The organism is Streptomyces luteolus (genome assembly GCF_029968015.1).
Classification (GTDB): domain Bacteria; phylum Actinomycetota; class Actinomycetes; order Streptomycetales; family Streptomycetaceae; genus Streptomyces; species Streptomyces luteolus.
The window spans coordinates 76501-96462 of sequence record NZ_JASCIS010000010.1; the positions used below are offsets into that span (position 1 = coordinate 76501).

Annotated in this window: 17 protein-coding genes; 12 read left to right on the forward strand and 5 right to left on the reverse strand. The window is 69.9% G+C overall.

What is annotated here, in order from left to right; genetic code table 11:
• Positions 1 to 235 precede the first annotated feature (235 nt).
• From QIT00_RS12220 to QIT00_RS12235, 4 genes are all read left to right on the forward strand, one after another.
• Entirely contained in the window at positions 236 to 721 is a 486-nt protein-coding gene (locus QIT00_RS12220) for an NUDIX domain-containing protein (RefSeq protein WP_282535330.1), read from the forward strand.
• A 111-nt stretch (positions 722 to 832) separates the two neighbouring features.
• A complete protein-coding gene (locus tag QIT00_RS12225; RefSeq protein ID WP_282535220.1) occupies positions 833 to 1654 on the forward strand; it encodes a class I SAM-dependent methyltransferase in 822 nt (273 codons plus the stop codon).
• Positions 1655 to 1879: 225 nt separating this feature from the next.
• Positions 1880 to 2311 (forward strand): protein-tyrosine phosphatase family protein, encoded by a 432-nt coding sequence (locus tag QIT00_RS12230; RefSeq protein ID WP_282535221.1) that lies wholly within the window; start codon positions 1880 to 1882, stop codon positions 2309 to 2311.
• 578 nt (positions 2312 to 2889) lie between these two features.
• Positions 2890 to 3543, forward strand: a complete 654-nt coding sequence (locus tag QIT00_RS12235; RefSeq protein ID WP_282535222.1) for a S1C family serine protease — start codon at positions 2890 to 2892, stop codon at positions 3541 to 3543.
• A 15-nt stretch (positions 3544 to 3558) separates the two neighbouring features.
• On the opposite strand, the gene QIT00_RS12240 is transcribed toward QIT00_RS12235, so the two are convergent.
• Positions 3559 to 4314: a phosphodiesterase gene (locus tag QIT00_RS12240; RefSeq protein WP_282535223.1), complete on the reverse strand. Its 756-nt coding sequence runs from the start codon at positions 4312 to 4314 to the stop codon at positions 3559 to 3561.
• A gap of 352 nt (positions 4315 to 4666) precedes the next feature.
• On the opposite strand from QIT00_RS12240, the gene QIT00_RS12245 reads away from it, so the two are divergent.
• Positions 4667 to 5791, forward strand: coding sequence for an aminopeptidase P family protein (locus tag QIT00_RS12245; protein ID WP_282535224.1), 1125 nt, complete (start codon positions 4667 to 4669; stop codon positions 5789 to 5791).
• A gap of 124 nt (positions 5792 to 5915) precedes the next feature.
• On the opposite strand, the gene treZ is transcribed toward QIT00_RS12245, so the two are convergent.
• Positions 5916 to 7787, reverse strand: coding sequence for a malto-oligosyltrehalose trehalohydrolase (gene treZ, locus QIT00_RS12250; RefSeq protein WP_282535225.1), 1872 nt, complete (start codon positions 7785 to 7787; stop codon positions 5916 to 5918).
• A gap of 192 nt (positions 7788 to 7979) precedes the next feature.
• Positions 7980 to 8882, reverse strand: coding sequence for a GNAT family N-acetyltransferase (locus tag QIT00_RS12255; protein WP_282535226.1), 903 nt, complete (start codon positions 8880 to 8882; stop codon positions 7980 to 7982).
• Between the two features lie 314 nt (positions 8883 to 9196).
• Here QIT00_RS12255 and QIT00_RS12260 point away from each other — a divergent pair, with 314 nt between their 5' ends.
• Positions 9197 to 9748: a DUF1707 and FHA domain-containing protein gene (locus tag QIT00_RS12260; RefSeq protein WP_282535227.1), complete on the forward strand. Its 552-nt coding sequence runs from the start codon at positions 9197 to 9199 to the stop codon at positions 9746 to 9748.
• 109 nt (positions 9749 to 9857) lie between these two features.
• Here QIT00_RS12260 and QIT00_RS12265 read toward each other — a convergent pair whose 3' ends face one another.
• A complete protein-coding gene (locus QIT00_RS12265; RefSeq protein ID WP_282535228.1) occupies positions 9858 to 11126 on the reverse strand; it encodes a M14 family zinc carboxypeptidase in 1269 nt (422 codons plus the stop codon).
• A 527-nt stretch (positions 11127 to 11653) separates the two neighbouring features.
• On the opposite strand from QIT00_RS12265, the gene QIT00_RS12270 reads away from it, so the two are divergent.
• The 3 genes from QIT00_RS12270 (at position 11654) to QIT00_RS12285 (ending at position 15542) form a co-directional block, all read left to right on the forward strand.
• Positions 11654 to 12988: an MFS transporter gene (locus tag QIT00_RS12270; protein ID WP_282535229.1), complete on the forward strand. Its 1335-nt coding sequence runs from the start codon at positions 11654 to 11656 to the stop codon at positions 12986 to 12988.
• Positions 12989 to 13342: 354 nt separating this feature from the next.
• The gene (locus QIT00_RS12280; protein ID WP_282535230.1) at positions 13343 to 14584 is read left to right on the forward strand and encodes an SAV2148 family HEPN domain-containing protein; all 1242 of its coding nucleotides are present in this window, start codon (positions 13343 to 13345) and stop codon (positions 14582 to 14584) included.
• 244 nt (positions 14585 to 14828) lie between these two features.
• Positions 14829 to 15542, forward strand: coding sequence for a 3'-5' exonuclease (locus QIT00_RS12285; RefSeq protein ID WP_282535231.1), 714 nt, complete (start codon positions 14829 to 14831; stop codon positions 15540 to 15542).
• A 150-nt stretch (positions 15543 to 15692) separates the two neighbouring features.
• On the opposite strand, the gene QIT00_RS12290 is transcribed toward QIT00_RS12285, so the two are convergent.
• Positions 15693 to 16547, reverse strand: a complete 855-nt coding sequence (locus QIT00_RS12290; protein WP_282535232.1) for a phosphotransferase enzyme family protein — start codon at positions 16545 to 16547, stop codon at positions 15693 to 15695.
• Between the two features lie 306 nt (positions 16548 to 16853).
• On the opposite strand from QIT00_RS12290, the gene QIT00_RS12295 reads away from it, so the two are divergent.
• The 3 genes from QIT00_RS12295 to QIT00_RS12305 all read left to right on the forward strand — a co-directional run bounded on the left by QIT00_RS12295 (position 16854) and on the right by QIT00_RS12305 (position 19926).
• Positions 16854 to 17777, forward strand: a complete 924-nt coding sequence (locus tag QIT00_RS12295) for a carbohydrate ABC transporter permease (protein ID WP_282535233.1) — start codon at positions 16854 to 16856, stop codon at positions 17775 to 17777.
• The gene (locus QIT00_RS12300) at positions 17777 to 18610 is read left to right on the forward strand and encodes a carbohydrate ABC transporter permease (protein WP_282535234.1); all 834 of its coding nucleotides are present in this window, start codon (positions 17777 to 17779) and stop codon (positions 18608 to 18610) included. Before QIT00_RS12295 ends, QIT00_RS12300 begins: the two co-directional genes overlap by 1 nt.
• 65 nt (positions 18611 to 18675) lie before the next feature.
• The gene (locus QIT00_RS12305; protein ID WP_282535331.1) at positions 18676 to 19926 is read left to right on the forward strand and encodes an ABC transporter substrate-binding protein; all 1251 of its coding nucleotides are present in this window, start codon (positions 18676 to 18678) and stop codon (positions 19924 to 19926) included.
• Positions 19927 to 19962: the final 36 nt, after the last annotated feature.

A 19962-nucleotide genomic window follows, 5' to 3' on the forward strand; every position in this document is an offset into this window, starting at 1 on the left:
TAGCCGTAGCCGTAGCCGTAGCTGCAGTTGCATCCGCAGCCAAAAGCCCGACCAGGCAGCCATCTGCACGGCAACGATTCCTGGCGGGCCAGGCCTTTCTCGTCGCCGCTTTCGATCGGCCGGAGCAGCAGCGATACGGTGACCTTGATCGCCGAGACCCGATGCCCCTGTCGTACGCACTACGGAACTCGGCTGCCGTACGCGCAGGTTGGAGGCCGCCGTGTCCAGGAACAACATGTCCGAGTCCGCTGCCCCCAAGGCCGAGAGGGTCGAGCGGGCCTTCCCCGCGCCGAACGGCGTCACCGGCGTCGGCGTCATCGTTGTCGACGATCAGGAGCGCATCCTCCTCGGGCTCGGCCACGACGACCGTTGGGAGCTTCCCGGAGGGAAGGTCGACGCGGGGGAGAGCTTCGAGCAGAGCGCGGCCCGCGAACTCGCCGAGGAGACCGCCTTGTCGGTGTCTCCCGAAGACGTCCAGGTCGTTGCCGTGGTTGTCGACGGCAAGCAGGGCGTCACCAGACTGTCCGCCGCGGCGGTCGTGTCGGCGCCCGCGGGAGCCGTCGCCGAGGTGACCGAACCGGACAAGATCGTGCGGTGGGCGTGGACGGCCCTCGACGCCCTCCCCGCCGATCTCTTCGAGCCGTCCGTCGGCGTGCTCGCCGCCTGGCGCCAGGATCTCGACGTACCGGCGCAGGACGCTCACCGCTATCGCATGGCCTGAGATCGCGGCGGAGGAGGTGCGGCCGGTTCGGGAGCGGTGGCGGCGGCAGGTTCGCGTCACCTTTCCGTGTCGAGGCCCTCGTCTGCCTCCCCGTGAGTAGCTTGAGGCCTCATGGACCGCGAGAAGATCACGCTGACCGGCGCTCAGGAGACCATGCTGGCCACCCTTTACGGGCGCGCCCTGGACAGCCGTTCGCCACGCTCCGTCCTGCACGACGACGAGGCGGCCCGCGCCGTGCGCCGCATCGACTACGACTTCCGCAAGACCGGCGTCAAAGGCGCCTCCGCTGTGGGCGTCGCCCTCAGAGCCCGCCAACTCGACGACTGGACCCGGGAGTTCCTCGCCGACCAGCCCTCGGCCACTGTGCTCCACCTGGCCTGCGGCCTGGACACGCGCGTGCACCGGATCGCGCCCCCGCCGAGCGTGCGGTGGATCGATGTGGACTTTCCCGAAGTGATCGAACTGCGCGGCCGGTTGCTCAGCGAACCCGACGGCGTGGACTACCGCGTGATCGGTTCCTCCGTCACCGAGGAAGGCTGGCTCGAACAAGTCCCCGCGGACCGCCCCACCGTGGCGGTCTTCGAGGGCCTCTCCATGTACCTGCGCGAGGGCGAAGCCCGCCGTCTCATCCAGGGGGTCACCGCCCGCTTCCCCAGCGGCCGCCTGCTCTTCGACGTGTACGGCTCGGCCGGCATCCGGCTGCAGAAATGGGTGCCCGCCGTGCGCAACGCCGGCGCGACGCTCCACTGGGGAGTCGACGATCCCCAAGCTCTGGAGTCCTGGGCCCCAGGGCTCACCCTGCTCGACTCGGTGCGGAGCGTCGAGGTGCCAGGGCTTGACCATCTGCCCCCATCGGGCCGTCTCGGCATGCGGCTGCTCGCCCGTATCCCGGTGATGCGCGACGTCGGCCGCATGCTGCGGTACGGGTTCTGAACTCTGGAAGGCTGCAGAACCCAGGCGGCGAAGCAGCGAGCGGAGTAAGAGCCTCAGGCGGTCAAGGAGCCGGTCAGGGAACCGGGAGGGGGGCCCGGAGAGAGACGGAGCGGACCCTCGGGGAGGAAAGGCGGACCCTCGGAGGGGAAAGGCGGACCCTCGGGGAGCGAAGCGGCATGCGGCATTCCGTGGCGGCCCGCCTGAGGCGCCACTTAGCGTAGGTGCGTGATCGAGTCCTGGAATCCGGCAGAAACCGGAGTGCTGAGCCTGCCGTCGGGCCGCCTGGTGCGCGGGCGCGCCCTGCGGAAGCCGTCGCCTGAGGGGCCCCTGCCCACGTACTCCGTGCTGCTGCTCGGCAAGCAGCCGACCGCGACGGAATGGGAGTCCCGCTGGCTGCGCTGGCCCGACTTCCGGCTGCCCAGCGATCGGGCCGAGGCCGCCGCCGTGCTCCGTAACGTCTGGGAGCGCGCCGCGTCCGAGCGGGTCGAGGTCGCTTGTGGCGGCGGTCGCGGCCGCACCGGCACAGCGCTGGCCTGTCTCGCCGTCCTGGACGGCGTACCGCCCACGGAAGCGGTGGACTTCGTGCGCCGCCACTATGACCGGCATGCCGTGGAGACGCCCTGGCAGCGTCGGTACGTACGCACCTTCAGAGGGTGACTGCTTGCTGTTGTGGCTGTAAGGCATGGGCATGAATGCTCGCCTTCGCTGAGTCTGGCCGCAGAGCGGCGTGATGGAGAACCGGACGGTCTGAACGGTTGGCCGTGCCGATGTCGACACGCAGGGATTCAGCCGGGATGCGCGGTGCGCGCAACTGATGGGTCGCTCGTAAGCGGTCGGACGCGGGGAGAGAAGCGAAGAGGGGGCGGGGGAGGGGAGAAGCGGCGGGAGCTCGGTGGCACTTACGTGCCTTGTGCTGCTCCCGCTCCGGCTCTCCCGTCGTCCCGCCTCCGCCGGCCCGTGGATTGACGGGCTCGGCCAGTGCAGCGGAGCGGGCTCTCTGCCTTTGCGCGGCCGACAAGTCGAGGGGTGTCGGGCCCTCGATCTGCCATGTCGAAGAAGGTAACAGCCGCCACTGACAACGGACTTGGCAGCGGCCTGACCAGGCATTTCGGCAAGCGGTGCGGAGCTGGCGTCCGGGATCGCGGGTAAACGCCCGTCTCTGCACGAAATGAGTCACTCTTTCGTGAATCGTTCCGTGGTCGGCCACAGGGTAGAGCATCACGCGGAGGCGAGCCATGGAAGAGACAGTGTTGCGTCCCAAGCCGATGCCCGGCCATGCCGGCGAGACCGCGGCCGGGTGTCGGCCCCGACCCGTCCGGCGGCGCGGCAGACGGCTGTTGACCGCTCTGCTCGGCGTTCTCGTCGCCGTGATGCTCGTGCTTGCCGGCGTCGGCCTGGGCACCGTCGGGGCGACGGTCATCGGTATGAGCCGTCTTGCCGACCTGAAGCAGCAGGCTTCAGGAGGTCAACTGGCTGTTTCGCCAGGAGAGTTGGGCAATGCTGGTCGGAAGGGGGCTTCGCGCGACTCCGGCCCGCCGTCGAGCCAGAAGCCGCAAGGCGGCCAGGAGGGGGCGGTAGGAGGGAAGGCGGCTGTGAACGCGGACGCCTCAAGCGACATGGCACGCGCCACGCTCGGTGTGGAGGTCGTCGACCTGCCGACAGGCTCCGGCGCGCGAATCGTCGGCGTGCATGTTCCCGGGCCTGCCCACGCTGCAGGCCTGGTGCGCGGCGATGTGATCCTCGCGGTCGGCGACGGGCGGACAGCGTCCGCGGCCGCACTGGCCGCGGCCGTGGCGAAGGCGCGTCCCGGAGTCGCCCTCACGTTGAGCGTGCGAAACCGCGCCGGTGAGCGCCGGTCGCTCGTCGTCACGCCCGGCGTGGCGACGTAGCCCGACCTGGGTTGTTCACGTGGCCTGCACACTCCGGAAGTGCGTGATCAGGCGCCCTTCGTCGTCGAGTACGTGGAACGCGAGCCCCGGGTCGGCCGCTCGGTCCGCCACCTCGGCGCTTTCCCAGGGCAGTTGCAGCGTCCACGTCACACCGGGTCCGACGACGAGAGGGCGACCCGCGAAGACCGTGGCCGCGGGAGAGTGGGCATGGCCGGTGATGAGCGCCTTGACCTGAGGCCGGCGGTCCAACAGGGCGGTGAGGTCCTGGGGTTGGCGCAAGGGGTTGGCGTCCGGCAGCGGGTGGTGCAGCGCCACCGGCGGATGGTGGAAGGCGAGCAGGGCGGGCATGTCGGCGCCCAGGTCGTCGAGCGTCGCCTCGATCCAGGCGTACGTCTCCGCGTCGAGAACGCCGTCGTCGCGGCCGGGGATGCTGGAGTCACACATCAGGACAGCCGTGCCACCGATGCGGTGGACGGTGTTCACGGGTGCGTCGGGGCGCGCTGTGTGGGTGTCGCCCAACAGGGCCTTGCGGTAGGGCGCGCGCACATCGTGGTTGCCGGGGCACATGAGCACGGGGAACGGCGCCTTCAGGATGCGTGCCGCCTCCTCGTACTCGTCCTCCGTGCCGTGGTCGGCGATGTCTCCGGTCACGAGGAGGGCGTCCACGCGCGTGTGCAGGCCGCGCAGCCGTTTCATGACCAGCTCGGCGCGTTCGGTCGCGCGTGCGGTGCCGTCCAGGTGCAGGTCGCTGATCTGTGCCAGTACGAGCACGGTGTGATGCCCTCCCCCCTGACAAGGACCGACGGTCACTTCGTGGCGTCGCGGCCGCTGTGCTTAATGGTTGATGCTCATCTAAAAATTAGTTGCGCTGGGGGAAAACCCCTGCTCCGGCGGTGTCCCGGCCCTGAGCATGGGGCCATGCTCGGCACGCTCATCGGGGGGGCGAAGCGCACGGTGTCCTGTCGCGTGCTGGTGAAATCCGGCACTACGCGCGCGTAAGTGGGCCGCCCCACGCATGAGTAGTGCCGGATTTCGACGATGGTGCATCGGCCCGCTCGCGCCCCCACCGCGACGCGGGCGATGATGCCTGCGGGGAGAGTCCCGGAACGCCCAGGAGGCAGCCATGACGTCCGCGCCCGCGCCGTTCACCGCCGACGACTACAAGGTCCGCATGGAGCGAGCCGCCCAGTCCGCGGCAGACGCCGGGCTGGCAGGCCTCCTCGTCGCCCCGGGGCCCGACCTGGTGTGGCTCACCGGCTACCAGCCCACGGCCACCACGGAACGGCTCACCCTGCTCGTGCTGGCTGCCGGCCAGGATCCGATCCTCGTCGTCCCCACCTTGGAGGCGCCGGACGCCGAGCGCGCCCCCGGAGCGCCCGCCGTCACCCTGCGGGACTGGACGGACGGCAAGGATCCGTACGCCGTCACCGCCCCGCTCCTCGACTTCGACGGCCGGTTCGGCATCAGCGACAACGCTTGGGCCATGCACCTGCTCGCTCTCCAGCAGGCACTGCCCGGCACGTCCTACGCATCCCTCACCGAGGCCCTGCCCATGCTGCGCGCGGTCAAGGACGCTCATGAACTGGAACGGCTCGCTGCTGCGGGTGCTGCGGCGGACGCCACCTATGAGGAGATCCTCAAGGTGCGGTTCTCCGGTCGCAGGGAGCTCGATGTGGCGGCCGATCTCGCCGACCTGCTGCGGCAGTTCGGGCACTCCCAGGTCGACTTCACTGTGGTCGGTTCGGGCCCCAACGGTGCCAATCCGCACCATGAGGCGGGCGAGCGGACGATCGAGAACGGCGACATGGTGGTGCTGGATTTCGGCGGCCTCAAGCACGGCTACGGCTCGGACACCTCGCGCACTGTCCACGTCGGCGAACCGAGCGCGGAAGAACAGGAAGTGCACGATCTCGTACGCGAGGCGCAGAACGCGGGGTGCGCTGCCGTGCAGCCGGGAGTCGCCTGCCAGGAGATCGACCGGGTCGCGCGCGCCGTCATCGATGAGGCCGGCTACGGCGAGTACTTCATCCACCGCACTGGGCACGGCATCGGCGTCACCACCCACGAACCGCCCTACATGATCGAGGGCGAGGAGCAGCCTCTGGTACCCGGCATGTGCTTCTCCGTGGAGCCCGGTGTATACCTGCCGGGCCGGTTCGGCGTACGCATCGAGGACATCGTGACCGTCACCGACGAGGGTGGTCAGCGTCTCAACAACACGGTGCGCGAGCTGATGATCGTCGAGTAGCGCGCCCGGCCTCGACCGCCTGAGCACCCTGCCCGGCGCAGACCCCACGGTCTGAGAGGAACCCGCCCCAGGCCCGGGGAGCCGCCACGCCAGGCGCCCCTCCCGTGGCCCGAGGCGGCCGTTCTCACTGCAGCGGGCCGAGGACCACGCACGACTCCGCGGGCAGGTGCAGGACACCGTCCGCGGCCGGAGCCTCGATCGGGTCCCAGGATGCGAGCACACAGGCCTTGCCGCCCAACAGAGGGATCGCGGCGGGCTCCTTGCCGAGGTTGACGGCGATCCGCAGGTCTCCGCGCCGGAACACCAGCCACCGCGCGGTCTCGTCGTACGCGACCCGCACGGAGGCCAGGTCCGGGTCGCGCAGGTCGGGCTGGCCGCGTCGCAGCGCGATCAGGGAGCGATACCAGGCCAGCACGCGCGCGTGGTGCTCGTTCTGAGGCTCGTCCCAGTTCAGACAGGAGCGGTTTCTGGTCTCCGGATCCAGCGGGTCCGGGATCTCCCGCGCGTCCCACCCCTGTGCCGCGAACTCCCGCTTGTGGGCCCGGTGTACGGCGGCGACGCTCTCAGGGTCCGGGTGGTCCGTGAAGAACTGCCAGGGCGTTCCGGCAGCCCACTCCTCACCCATGAACACCATCGGCGTGCAGGGCGATGTGAGCGTGAGTGCCGCCGCGCAGGCCAGCAGACCCGGTGCGAGGGAGGCCGAAAGCCGGTCTCCTTGTGCACGCCTTCCCACCTGGGCGTGGCTCTGCGCGTACCCCACGAAGCGGTGCGCGGGGGTACGTTCCCGGTCCACAGGGCGGCCGTGGCTGCGGCCCCGCGCGGTCGAGTAGCCACCGTCGTGGAAGAACGCGGACGTCAGGGTCTTGCCGAGCGCCTTGAGGGGAGACGGTGCGAAGTCGGCGTAGGGGCCCTGTTCCTCTCCGGTCAGCGCCGTGTGCAGGGCGTGGTGGAAGTCCTCGTTCCATTGGGCGTGCACGCCGAGCCCGCCCTCCTGGCGCGGCGTGGTCAGACGCGGATCACGCTGATCGGAGTCCGCGACGAGGAACAGCGGCCGCCCCAACTCGGCCGCGAGAACGTCCACTTCCCCGGAGAGCTCCTCCAGGAAGTGGCACGCGCGCGTGTCGCACAGCGCGTCCACGGAATCGAGGCGGAGCCCATCGATCCGGAAGTCCCGCAGCCAGGAGAGGGCGCTGCCGATGAGATACGAGCGCACCTCGTCGGAGCCCTGGGCGTCCAGGTTGACGGCGGAGGCACTCGGTCCGGATCCGCCCACGAAGTACGGTCCGTAAGAGGCGAGTTGGGTATGGGACGGATCCAGTCGGTGGTGCACCACGTCGAGCACCACTCCGAGCCCCAGCTCGTGCGCGGTGTTGACAAAGCGCTTCAGCGCGTCGGGCCCGCCGTAGGGCTCGTGCACAGCCCACGGGGAGCCGCCCTCGTACCCCCAGCCGTGCCGCCCCGGAAGCGGGCACAGCGGCATCAGCTGGACGTGAGTGGCCCCCAACTCGGCCAGATGGCCCAGGCGTTGCGCAGCGGCGTCCAGAGTGCCCTCGCGGGTGAAGGTGCCGACATGCAGCTCGTAGAGCACTGAGGTGCCCGTGAGCGGCTTTCCCGGCCACGGTGTGCGCCAGGTGTACGCCTCGTGGTCCACGACCGCGCTCAGCCCGTTCGGGCCGTCCGGCTGGCGCAACGAACGCGGATCGGGAAGAAGCAGCGCTCCGGCGGATCCGGAGCCTGAGCCGGGGGCGGCATCGGATCCGGCGCCGGATGAGGCGTCGCCGTCACCGTCATCATCGCCGTCCCCGTCCCCGTCCCCGTCCCCGTCTCCGCCTCCGTCTCCGTCGAGGAGGAACCCGTACCGCGCGCCGTGTTCCGCCTCTGCCTCGGTCACCCACCAGTCGCGCCGTTCCGGATCACGCTCCAACGCGTGCGTGCTGCCTTCCAGTTGGAGCGTGACCCGGTCCTGCGCCTGTGGTGCCCACACCTCGAACTGCACGGACGGCCCCCCGTCTGTGTTGCCGGCCCACGTGTCCGGCCGGACGCTGTCAGTGACCTCGCCCGTCCATGGTGCTGCACCAGAGATCATTTCGCCGGTGAATCCAGCACAATCCAGCACATCGATGTGGCCGAAAAGGTGCGGGATCACTGAGGCTTACCGCAGCATCGATGCGGCTCCAGGCAAGCCGCTTCAGACCAGGTCGATGCGCTTCTGCGTCACCGGATAGCCCGCCTTCGCGAAATTCGCCGCCATAGGGAAGTTGCCCACGTCCGTCGCCGCGACGACGCGGTCGGCGCCGCGCTCGCTGAGGAAGTGCGTCGACTCGGCCAACAGGTCGTACGCGTACCCGTGACCGCGCTGCTCCGGCACTACACCGATGAACCCGGCGGCGAACCCCGACGGGATCCGGCACGGCAGATGCAGCCCCACCAGCTCGCCCTGCTCCGTGAAGGCCAGCTGTGGCCAGGCCTCGGGGCACCAGTGGATGTACTCCAGCTCCTCCCGCGCTGCCTGCTCCACGCCGCCCGCCTCCTTGGCGCGCAACGCGTGGGCGTCGAGGGTGTCGGCGTGGATCCTGCGCAGGGCGTCGAGAAGGATCGCGTCGTCGTGCTCCTCGCGGAACCGCAGTCGGCCGGGGCGGACCGGAAGCCCGCAGTCCGGGGTCCACGCGTACCGGAGTCGTTCCACGAGAGCCCGCTTGCCCGCCGCCTCGGCCGCCGAGATCCGCGCCTGAGCCGCTGCTGTGGCCGCTGGGCGCTCTCGCCAGTCCGAGGGCAGGATCAGCTCGTAGTCGACGTCGAAGGGCGCTTCACGCAGCAGTGTGACGGCCGCGTCGTGCTCGCCGTGGGCGAAGTCGAACCAGTTGAGGTTGAGCGGTGTCGTGTCCTGCGGTGAGCCCCACCAGGCGGCCCTCGCCACGACTTTGCCGTCGCGCAGCGCCACCCAGGTCCACTCGGGCAGATAGTCGCCGCCCGCGGCTCGTGTGCGGTACTCGACGCCCGTGACGGCGCGGCCCACGAGACCGGGGTCGGACAGGGAGTTGAACAGATGCGCGTCTTCTTCGGTGAGCGCGCGGATGACCAGATCGGTCATGGAGAGTCCTCCGGAAGCGAAACGGAACGCTCCCGTTCAGACCAGGGACGCCGCACGGACGGGGCGGGAGCGCGGTGGCAAGGTGGTGCACTTCATGGCTCTCGCCTCCTTTCCGCTGTTCGCAAGCAGTGGCGTCGCTGCGACCCTATGACCATCGCGCGCCTCCGTCCAGCGGTTTTCGGTCGCCGCAGTGCCCGACCCGGTCGCGGTCCCGGTCCGTCAACCGGCTTACGGATCAGGTTAGTGCTGGTCAGCGAGGGGCGAAGTTCCGGGTTTTCTGGACACTCCGGCGGCCCTGTCCGACAATCGCGGACGTGACGCCCTCCTTCGAGTTCCCCACGTATCCCGCGCGGCTCTCGGACGCCGAACGCGACAAGGCGTTGCGCGCGCTACAGGAGGGCGTGGTCCAGGGGCGGCTCTCGCACGACACGTACGTACGCCGCATGGAGCTCGTACTCGTCGCGCAACGGGCCGACCAACTGACCGCGCTGACCGCCGATCTGCCTGCTGCGCAAGGCCGTTGGAGTGCGCTCGTGACCGGCGCGGTCAGTGCCGCCTCGGCGTTCACCGTGCGGGTGCGACGGGCGTGGCAGGCGGAGCGGCTGCCCAAGCTGCTGCTTCCCGAGCCGGGTCCCTATCCGCTGCGTATCGGCCGCGACCCGTCCAGCGGTCTGCGGCTCAGTCACGACACCGTCTCGCGCGTGCACGCCGAGCTGCGCGTGCAGGGCGGCCACTGGGTGTTGCGCGACCTGGGCTCGACCAACGGCACGACTGTCAACGGCCGCCGCGTGGTCGCTGCCGCGGTCGTGCGGGACGGCGACCACGTGAGCTTCGGATCGATGAGCTTTCGGCTTGCTGTGCAGTGAGTGGTGACACTGGCACGGCTGTATGTGTGCGGGTGCCGGAGCTCGCTTCCGCACGCGCGCGTGCGGATCTTTTCGTCAGCCGCGGGCAGGCCGCGGCCCGCCCAGAGTGCTAATTCACCTTCACGCGCGCGTGCCGGGCCGCTGCGACGACTGTGCGGGACTGGTGCTCCACCTGATGCTCCAGCGGCACCCAGCGCGCCTTGAAGTGGCTCTCGAAGGAGCTGCTCCACTGGGCGACCAACCCCTCCAGGCGGGCCGCCGCCGGATCTCCCGCCTCGTCGAGCACCCGCAGCAGCATCGCCGCGGCCCGCAGCGGCAGTCGGCGGCCGAAGGCGTCGATGCTGGACACGTACGTCATCGTCGCGCCCTTCGGCGGTGGCCGCAGCCAGTCCTCCGCGAGGCCGGGCACGAGCCCCAGCGCCCAGCGAGAGGCCCGCAGCAGCGGTCCGCACCCCTCGGGCAGCGACCGCTCCTCGGCCTCTCCGAGCCCCGTCTCCCGCAGCATGCCCTCCACTCGCAGGGCCTGTGCTCGCAGCCTTCCGGAGACCCGCTGCAGGGCCTCGCGCGGCGCGGGGTGACGTGCCGGATCGTCGACCAGATCGCTCGCCCACATCGGGACTTCGACGATGGCCGTACTGCCGCCGTACCGGTGCACGTGGTGCCAGGTCGACCGTGTCACGTCCTCGGGGAGGCTCGGGAACAGTGCGTCCGTGCCCGGATCCGGCATGACGTGCACACCCGGGCCGGCTATCGGCCAGCTCGCGGCGTCGGACGTGCTGGTCTCTATCGGGATGTGCAGCTGGGCGGCGGACTTGGCGAAAGGCTCTGCGAGGCCCGGTATGTCCTGCGTCAACTGCACCCAGCTGCCGCCCAGATCGGTGCCGTGAAGGGACACTTGGAGGTAGGGCCGCAGCTCGTCTATGACGTTCAGGAGAGCGCGGCTTTCGGGTGGCCACGCGTCGGGGGGCAGCACCGATGGCGCCCACTCCGGCTGTTCGGGGCCGGCGGGGCGGAAGAACTGCCGGTGGTAGTCGAACAGCGAGCGGGGCGCGGACGCGCGGTGCAGGGCCGCGCCGTCCGGGTCGGCGCTGAGCAGGAAATGCCAGCTGGTCCTGGACCGGAGCTGCTCCTCCTGCGCCACGCGTCGAGCCAGATGGAGGGCTGTGGGGCCGCCCACGGGCTCGTTGGCGTGGGCACCCGCGACGACCAGGACGCGCTGCTCCGACCGCCCCACGGACAGCAGGTGCAGCGGGCGCCCCGCGCGCGAGGTGCCGATCCGCCGCAACTCGCAGAGGTCGGGGCTTTCAGCCACCAAGGCCCGTGCGGACAGGACGAGTTCCGTCACACTGGGATAGTGCTGCTCCGTCAGGTGACTCACCCCCGTTGGTCCTCCCGGCGTGCGCATCCGCAGTACCCCACGCCCTGAAGCCCCTGTCAAGGCGCCGGCGCCACTGTGCGTATACGGATGGAAGCGCTCCGCTATACGGACGGAGGATGCTTCACGTTGTTATGGCCTCAACATCCGTTTTTGGCATGCCATTTGAGTGACGGAGCGGAGCCTTCCCGCCCGCACCGCCGGAGAGCGCCTGAGGGTTCGGCTCCCGGCCCCCCTCGGCTCCACGGACGCGGTCTGTGGCGACGAGAAGCCCCGCTCGTCCACCGTGAGCCCGGCATCCGAGAAAGAGCTCACCTACAAGTGCGGGTTCTCAGCAGCGCACTGTCGTCGCCATGGGCAGTGCACTGTCGTCGCCGTGAGCAGTGCACGGTCGTCATGCGAACCTACGTACCGGCCTGCTCCGCTTTCGTGTCATCACCGCATGCGTGCCGCGCCGAAGAGGGCGATAGCTTCGAACGATGCCGCAGGGGACACGGGAGCAGAGCGCAAGCAGGGATTCCGCTCCCGGGATGTTGCAGACGTACCGGGAGGTGATCGGGCTCTCCGGTGCGCTGCTTCCGCTGATCTCCTTCCTGGGGCGACTGCCCACGGCGATCATCCAGATGGGCAGCGTCCTGATGGTCACCAGGACCAGCGGCTCCCTCGCCATCGGCGGCATGGTGGCTTGCGCTCTGGCTCTCGGGCAGGTGGCGATGGGGCCGTTCGTCGGCCGCCTCGCGGACCGTCACGGGCAGCGTCGCGTGGTGCTGGTCCTCGCGTTGGTGAACGCGATGGCCATCAGCACCTTCACGGCGAGCGCCCTGCTGGGTGCGGCCACGCCGCTGCTGGTTGTCCTCGGGGCGCTGGCAGGCGCGTCGGTGCCCGGTATCGGCCCGCTTGCGCGGGCACGCGTAGTGGCGCTCGCCCGACGTGGCCGGGCCGACGACCGGCTCGCCGACGCGGTGATGTCCCTGGAGAGCACCATGGACGAGGTGTCCTTCGTGCTCGGGCCCGCCGCGGTGGGCCTCGCAGCGGTCGTCGGACACCCGGCGTACGCGATGCTCCTGGCGGCGCTCCTCGTGGCCGTCTGCGGAACCGGGTTCGCGCTGCACCCGACCGCGCTCACCCTGGTGCCGACGCCGGCGGAAGGCCGGCACAAGGGGCGACAAGAACAGCCACGCGCGCGTGCGGCGGAGGAACACGCACGCGCGCGTGGTGCAGCACGGCGCATGCCACGCCAGGTGTACGTGGTGCGGGTCGGACTCGTACTCCTGGGTGTGCTGCTCGGCGGTTGCGGCGCCGGAATCACGGCCCTCACAGAGGAGTTGGGCCGACCGGACCAGGCGGGTCTCGTATACGCGGCGATGGGCGTCATGAGTGCCATCGTCGGTCTATCCATGGCGGCGCTCCCCGGGCGCATCTGCCTGCTGCTGCGCTGGCGCGTCGCGACGGCGGCTGCCGCGCTGCTCTCGCTCCCTCTGGTGTGGACGGATTCACTGGCCGGTCTGTATCTAGTAGTGACGGTTTTCGGCGCCATCTTCGCGCCCAACCTGATCAGCGGATTCGGCCTCACCGAGAGGGCAGTTCCGCGTGAACGGCTGGCGGAGGGTATGACGTTCGCCTCGAGCGCGTTCGTCGGCGGCCAGGCGGTCACACTCGCTGTCGCCGGGCGCCTCGCGGAGTCGTACGGCCCCGCGGCCGCCTTCGCCGTCGGTAGTGCGGCCGCGGCGCTGGCCTTCGTCGTAGCCCTCGCGGCCCGTCCTGGAGGCGGGGGCGAGCAGGACCGGGACGCTACGTCCGGGTGGCGCGAGGCGCCCACCACTGTGGTGAGTTCGGCCGGATCCCTCGAAACGCCGCGCCCCTGAGGGAAGTTGTTCCCGCGCGAGGGCGGGCTGTCAGTCAGAACACCCGAGCACGTGGGTCAACATGAGGTTCCACCGCATCCCCTCGGGCGAGGACAGGAACCGATACCAGTGCATCGGCAAGGGTTCCCACCGGCCCCACGTGATCTGACCGCTATGAATCCGCTCACTCCACTGGAGTCGGCGAGCCGGAACGGCCTTGTGGGACAAGGAGGTTGAGAAAAGAGCCTGAGCATCCGGCTGCACCGTCGACCGCTCCCGGAGTACCCTTCCTTGATCGTTGAACCGGGTCTCGACCAAGACTCCGGACCATGATCCCGAACGGGGTCCCAGGGGGGAGCGGAAGGCGGTGCGTGGGTGAGCTCGGGCGGTCTTGAGCTGCCCCCTGGCGACGAGGGTCGCGAGGGAGGCACCGGCGACGCCCCGCCCTCTGCGGTCTCCCTGGCGCGTCCGATGGACACGGCCGCGCAGATAGGGCCGGAACTGGACTGGGGCGCCGACGCCTGGCACGAGGTGCGCACGCGCGCCCAGCGGGCCGGCCGTGCCTACATCTGGCTGAACCTCGTCGAACAGCGGCTGCGCGCCGTCGTCTCGGCGGTCGTCCGGCCCGTGTACGAGCCCGTCCACGGCGACGACTGGGTGGTGGCCGCGGCAGGGCCCGCGGGCCAGGAGTGGGTGCAGCGCGCCGTCGCCGTACGCGAAGTCAGCCGCCGCAAGGGCTACTTGCTCGACCCGGCGGACGACAACGTCCTCAGCTTTCTGACGCTGCCCCAGCTCCGTGAGCTGATGGTTCAGCACTGGCCCTGCTTCGAGCCGTACTTCGACGACCGCCGGGACGTCGAACTCGCCCTGGACGAGCTGGAAGTCGCGCGGAACGTCGTCTCCCGGAACCGCGCCCTCTCGGAGGCGGTCCTCGCGCAGGCGGAGCGGGCTTCCGCCCGGCTCCTGGAGATGCTCGGCGCCGACACGGAGGTGCCCTCCGCGCGGAGGCTGCCCGTCGACGCGGTCGAGGACATAGTCGGCGACCGGTACGCGGACGTGGTGGGCGTGCATCCGGACCGGGTGCGGCTGCTGCGCCAGTTCCCGGCCGAGGACATCTTCGGCGGGGCGCGGCGCCTCGACGCGATCGGCATAGGCCTGAACCTCCTGGCCCAGAACTTCTCCGGCCGCCGCCTGGTACGGCTCGCGGAGACCGGCAGCCGCGTAAGGCTGCTCTTCCTCAACCCGGCGAGCAGTGCGGTCAAGCGCCGGGAACGTGAACTCGGCATCAAGCGGGGCGAGTTGAGCCGCACGGTCGAGATGAACATCCTGCACATGCGGCGTGTGCGCTCCCGCCTCCGCGACCCGGGCGCCTTCCAGATTCACGTCTTCGACGAAACCCCGCGCTTCACCGCGTACATGGTCGATGGGGACGGATCGGACGGAGTGGCCGTCGTCCAGTCCTACCTGCGGCGCACCCGCGGCATGGAAGCCCCCGTGCTCGTGCTGCGCGGCGGCGGTCGCGTGGTCAAGGCGGGCGGAGGCGGCGAGCACGGGTTGTTCGAGACGTACCGCGAGGAGTTCGAGTCGGTGTGGGCGGATTCGCGTCCCGTGTCGTGACTGTCCGGCGGCGCGCTCATGTCCTGGTCGGCGTCTTCGCCCACCTCGTCATCGGGCGGACTCGGATCCCGCGTCGAGGGCCGGGGCGGGGAGCACTTCTTTGTCCCCGCGAGCGGACCGTCGGAGGGGCGCGACGGATGCGACGCAGGTCAGAGGCCGAATCGGAACGCGCCAGTCGGATTGTCAGTGGCGCATGCGATCGTGAAACGCACATGGGGGAGAGCACCACGAAGGAGGGCCACGGATGGGCTGGCACCAGGATCTGCTGATCGGCTTCGACCTGGAGACCACGGGCACGGACCCGCGCGAGGCGCGGATCGTCACGGGCGCGCTGATCGAGGTCAAGGGCGGGGAGTCGATGGGACGTCGCGAGTGGCTGGCCGACCCGGGAGTGCCGATACCGCAGGAGGCCGTGGACGTGCACGGCATCAGCAACGAGCGCGCCCGAGCGGAGGGCCGCCCGGCGGACCAGGTGGCCGACGAACTCGCCCGCGCCCTGACCGGTTACTGGCAGTCGGGCGTCCCGGTGGTGGCGTACAACGCCGCGTTCGACCTGACCCTGCTCTCCGCGGAACTGCACCGGTACGGACTGCCGTCCATGCGTGACCGGCTCGGCGGCATCGAACCGGCGCCGGTCATCGACCCGTACACCATCGACCGCTCCGTCGATCGATACCGCAAGGGGAAGCGGAACCTGGAGGCCGTCTGCTCGGTGTACGGAGTCCGACTCGACTCCGCGCACGACGCCACCGCGGACGCCCTCGCCGCCGCCCGCCTCGCCTCGGCGATAGCGGTCAGGCATTCCAAGGTCGGCGGCCTCGGCCCCGCCGAACTCCACAACCGGCAGGTCGAGTGGTACGCGGAATGGGCAGCCGACTTCCAGAAGTTCCTGCGCAGCAAGGGAGATGAGACCGCGGTGATCGACGGGCACTGGCCACTGCGGAACATATCGGCCTGAACCTCGCCTGAATCCCAGGCTGAACGTCTCAGAGCCGAACGTCTCTGAGCTGAACGCCTCAGCCTGATGTCTCGGGCCTGAACAGGCCCGCGAGCGGGGGAAGTCCGTCGGCACCTCGCTCCACTCGGGACAGACAGACGCCGCCCGAACTCAGAACGGGTACCAGCGCACCTCAGGGTCCCCGTCCCGCAACGACGCGACGCGCCTGCGGAATTCGGCGAGGGCCTTGGGGTTGGCGGGCGCGTGCTGTGACACCCACGCGCAGCTCGCCGTCTCCCGCGCACCGCGCAACACCGCGCACCCGTCCCACTCCCGTACGTCCCAGCCGTACGTCGAGACGAACGCGTCGTAGGCCTCGGGCGCAAGGCCGTACCGGTCGCGGGACAGGGCCATGACCACCAGGTCGTGCTCGCGGAGGTCCGCGGAGAACGTCTCCAGGTCCACCAAGACCGGCCCGCCAGGGCCGACATGGACGTTGCGGGGGAGGGCGTCGCCGTGGATCGGGCCCGGCGGCAGATGAGGGGTGAGCGCGGCGGCCGCGGCGGCGAAGCCGTCCCTGCGCTCACGCAGATAGTCGGCGTCGGCTGGAGAGATCGCGTCACCCGCGAGACGCAGCCAGCGCTCGATGCCGCCGAGCAGTTCGCGGCGCGGCAGTGCGACCGGAGGGGAGGGAAGAGCATGCACCAGGCGGAGCAGCCCGGCCAGATCAGCAGGTTCGGCAGGCCGCAGCGCGGGACCGAGGCGATGCCACAAGGTCACCGGATGGCCGTCCACGAGCCGAGGTTCGGGCTCCGCGGCCCGCACCGCGGGCACCTCGCACTCCTCGAGCCAGCGTGCGACGCCCAGTTCGCGCCGGGCGCGATCGAAGAGTTCGGGCGCCGCCCGGCCGACCTTCACGACCAGGTCGCCGGTGCCGAACACCGCGTTCTCACCCAGGGCGAGGAGCTCCGCGTCCCCCGCCACCCCGGCTTCGGCCAGCACGTCCCGCGCTCGTGCCTCGTCCATGACTTGCCTCCCGCAGCGCGCTGCGCACGGAGTGCGGCGGCACACGCGAAACGGAGTCGCGCATACCGCCACCGAGCTCGCCGAGCACATCGCCGATCACTGTGTACGCCGCCCAGTCTCGCAGCTGCCGCGGGCGCGTTCGCACAGGCCACAAGGCATGCGCGCATGCTTGACGTACTCACGCACCATCAGCACGATGACGGTGGCCGCCTGGGACAGGTCACGGCGCGAAGCGCTTCCAAGGAAGGGCGGTGGCGGGAGACGGGCAGGCCATCCTCAGATCAACCGCCTGAAGGAGCCGATTCCGTGACATTGGCGACCGCGACGAAGCGGTCAGCGAAGCAGCAGCGCGCACGCAGAACGGGGGACCACGCTGCTTGGTTCCTGGTGCTGCCCGCGCTGATCCCCATTCTGGTCCTGAGCGTCGGCCCGCTGCTGTACGGCATCGCGCTGTCGTTCACCGACGCCCAGTCCGGCCGGACGGCGGCCACCCAGTGGGTGGGCGGCCTCAACTTCCAGGACCTGTTGCAGGACACGCTGTTCTGGGACTCGTTCCGGATCGGCCTGCTCTGGGCGGTCGGTGTCACCGTGCCGCAGTTCTTCCTGGCGCTCGGCCTGGCCCTGCTGCTCAACCAGAACCTCCGCTTCCGCTGGCTGGCGCGGGCGCTCGCGATCATCCCGTGGGCGATGCCCGAGGTCGTCGTCGGCATCATGTGGCGGCTTGTCTACCACCCGGACGCGGGCGTGCTCAACGAGACGCTCGCCAACCTGGGCCTCGGCGAGGGCCGGGACTGGCTGACGGGCACGGCGACCGCGCTGTTCGCCGTGATCGTCGTCGGCGTGTGGGCCGGCATGCCGCAGACTACGGTCGCGCTGCTCGCCGGACTGCAGAACACCCCGCGGGAGTTGCACGAGGCCGCCGCCATGGACGGAGCGGGCGCCTGGCGCCGCTTCCGCACCGTCACCTGGCCCGCGATCAAACCGGTCGCTCTGTCCATCACGGCCCTCAACTTCATCTGGAACTTCAACTCCTTCGCCCTCGTGTACGTGCTCACGCAGGGCGGCCCCGGCGGCCGTACCCGACTGCCGATGCTGTTCGCCTACGAAGAGGCCTTTCGCTACGGCCAGTTCGGCTACGCGGCGGCGATGGGCTGTGTGATGGTCGCGGTGATCTCGGTGATCCTCGCGTTCTATCTCGTGGGCCGCCTGAAGGGAGGCGACGAGTCGTGATGCGTACCTCCAAGCCGGCCCGCGCCGCGCAGTACGTGGCGCTCGCCGCGTATCTCGTCTTCCTGGCCTTCCCGTTCGCCTGGCTGATCTCCACGGCGTTCAAGCCCGCGAAGGAGCTCGGCAGTCTCGATCCCACGTGGATCCCGCACAACCCCACGCTGCAGAACTTCACGCAGGCCTTCGACGAACAGCCGCTGCTGCAGGCGATGACGAACTCGCTGCTCGTGGCCGTGAGCGCGGCCCTGGTCGCCGTCGTCATCGCGACGCCGATGGCGTACGTGATGGCGCGGCACCGCAACCGGCTCGCCAGGGCGGCCACGGGCTGGGTGGTGATCAGCCAGGCGTTCCCGTTCGTCCTGATCATCATTCCGCTGTTCCTGATCCTGAAGAACCTCCACCTGATCAACTCGCTGATCGGCCTGATCATGGTGTACGTGGTCTGGGCGCTGCCGTTCGCGCTGTGGATGCTCGTCGGCTATGTCCGCGCCGTACCGCCCGAGTTGGAGGAGGCCGCGGCCGTGGACGGGGCGGGCAAGCTGCGCACGCTGGTCTCGGTGACCGCGCCGCTGCTCACGCCCGGCATCGTGGCGACCGCGATGTTCGCCTTCATCACCGCATGGAACGAGTTCTTCTTCGCGCTCGTCCTGCTCAAGACCCCGGAGAAGCAGACGTTGCCGGTCATCCTGAACCGCTTCATCGGCACCGAGGGCGTCGCCGACCTGGGACCGCTCGCCGCTGCTGCGTTCCTCGCGACCATCCCGTCGCTCGTGATCTTCGCGCTCATCCAGAAGCGCATCACCGGCGGCATGCTGGCCGGGGCGGTGAAGCACTGATGGCGCCCCGCCCGCGCGTGCGACTCCGTGCCCGACTCGTCGCCGCCGCGGCGACGGCACTCGGGATGCTGCTCACCGGCTGCTCCGGCGAGCCCGAGGAGGACAGCGGCACGATCACGCTGCAGTTCCAGTCCCTTGCGTGGCAGAAGGAGTCGGTCGACGCCAACAAGGAACTGGTGAAGGAGTGGAACGCCGCCCATCCGGATGTCCAGGTCAAGTATGTCCAGGGCAGTTGGGACAGCGTGCACGACCAGCTGCTCACGTCCTTCGAGGGCGGCGAGGCGCCCGACATCATCCATGACGCCTCGGACGACCTCGCGGATTTCGCGTACGGGGGCTATCTCGCGGATCTGGGGGAGTTGCTGCCGGAGCGCCTGAAGTCCGATATTCCGCAGCGCAGTTGGGAGACGGCGACCTTCGGGGACGGGATCTACGGCGTTCCGTTCCTCCAGGAGCCGCGCGTCCTGATCGCCAACGCGAAGTGGCTGAAGAAGTCCGGGGTGCGCATCCCCACGCCGGACAAGCCCTGGACCTGGCAGGAGTTCCGGAAGGTCACCGACGAACTGAGCGGGGACGCCGATGACGGGAAGTACGGGGTGGCCTGGCCGCTCAAGGAGCCGGTCTCGGCCACGCTGAACCTCTCCTTGTCGACAGGCGGCAAGGTCTTCCACCGGGGCGCCGACGGGAAGGTGGAGGTCCGCTTCGACGCCGCCGACCAAGTGGTGCCGAAGACCGTGCACGACCAGGTCAACTCCGATAGAAGCGCGTCGAGTTCGACCCTGGGCATGGGCGGCTCGGACACGCTGCCGGGCTTCTTCGGCGGCAAGTACGCGATGGTGCCGCTCGGGTTCTCGTACCGGCAGCAGATCGTCCAGCAGGCGCCCGACGGCTTCGACTGGCAGGTGCTGCCCGCGCCGGCGGGGGCTGACGGGCTGACTCAGGGGGTGAGTCCGCAGACCCTGTCGATCGCGGAGGACAGCCCGCACAAGAAGGAGGCGATGGCGTTCATCGACTTCCTGCTGCAGCCCGAGAACATGGTGCGGCTCGCTGAGGGCGACTGGATGCTGCCGACCGGCACCGAGGCCCTGAAGGATCCCGCTCTGCATACGGAGAAGAACGACTGGGAGACGGGCACAGAGCTCGCCGAGCATCTGCGGTCGGCGCCGGCGCAGTCGGTGCGGGGCTACCCGGAATGGAAGGACAAGGTGGCGACGCCTGCGCTGCAGGAGTACTACAGCGGGGCGATCGGAATGGGTGAGCTGAGGAGACGGCTGGTCGAGGACGGGAATCTGGTGCTGGCCCGGTATCAGAGATAGGGGAGTCGCTCAGTCGCGTTACCTGTCGCAGCCGCC

Coding starts and splice junctions, on each gene's coding strand:
- QIT00_RS12220 (WP_282535330.1), top strand. CDS start 236: ATGTCCGAGTCCGCTGCCCCCAAGGCCGAGAGGGTCGAGCGGGCCTTC.
- QIT00_RS12225 (WP_282535220.1), top strand. CDS start 833: ATGGACCGCGAGAAGATCACGCTGACCGGCGCTCAGGAGACCATGCTG.
- QIT00_RS12235 (WP_282535222.1), top strand. CDS start 2,890: ATGGAAGAGACAGTGTTGCGTCCCAAGCCGATGCCCGGCCATGCCGGC.
- QIT00_RS12245 (WP_282535224.1), top strand. CDS start 4,667: ATGACGTCCGCGCCCGCGCCGTTCACCGCCGACGACTACAAGGTCCGC.
- QIT00_RS12255 (WP_282535226.1), bottom strand. CDS start 8,882: ATGACCGATCTGGTCATCCGCGCGCTCACCGAAGAAGACGCGCATCTG.
- QIT00_RS12270 (WP_282535229.1), top strand. CDS start 11,654: ATGTTGCAGACGTACCGGGAGGTGATCGGGCTCTCCGGTGCGCTGCTT.
- QIT00_RS12285 (WP_282535231.1), top strand. CDS start 14,829: ATGGGCTGGCACCAGGATCTGCTGATCGGCTTCGACCTGGAGACCACG.
- QIT00_RS12290 (WP_282535232.1), bottom strand. CDS start 16,547: ATGGACGAGGCACGAGCGCGGGACGTGCTGGCCGAAGCCGGGGTGGCG.
- QIT00_RS12300 (WP_282535234.1), top strand. CDS start 17,777: ATGCGTACCTCCAAGCCGGCCCGCGCCGCGCAGTACGTGGCGCTCGCC.
- QIT00_RS12305 (WP_282535331.1), top strand. CDS start 18,676: ATGCTGCTCACCGGCTGCTCCGGCGAGCCCGAGGAGGACAGCGGCACG.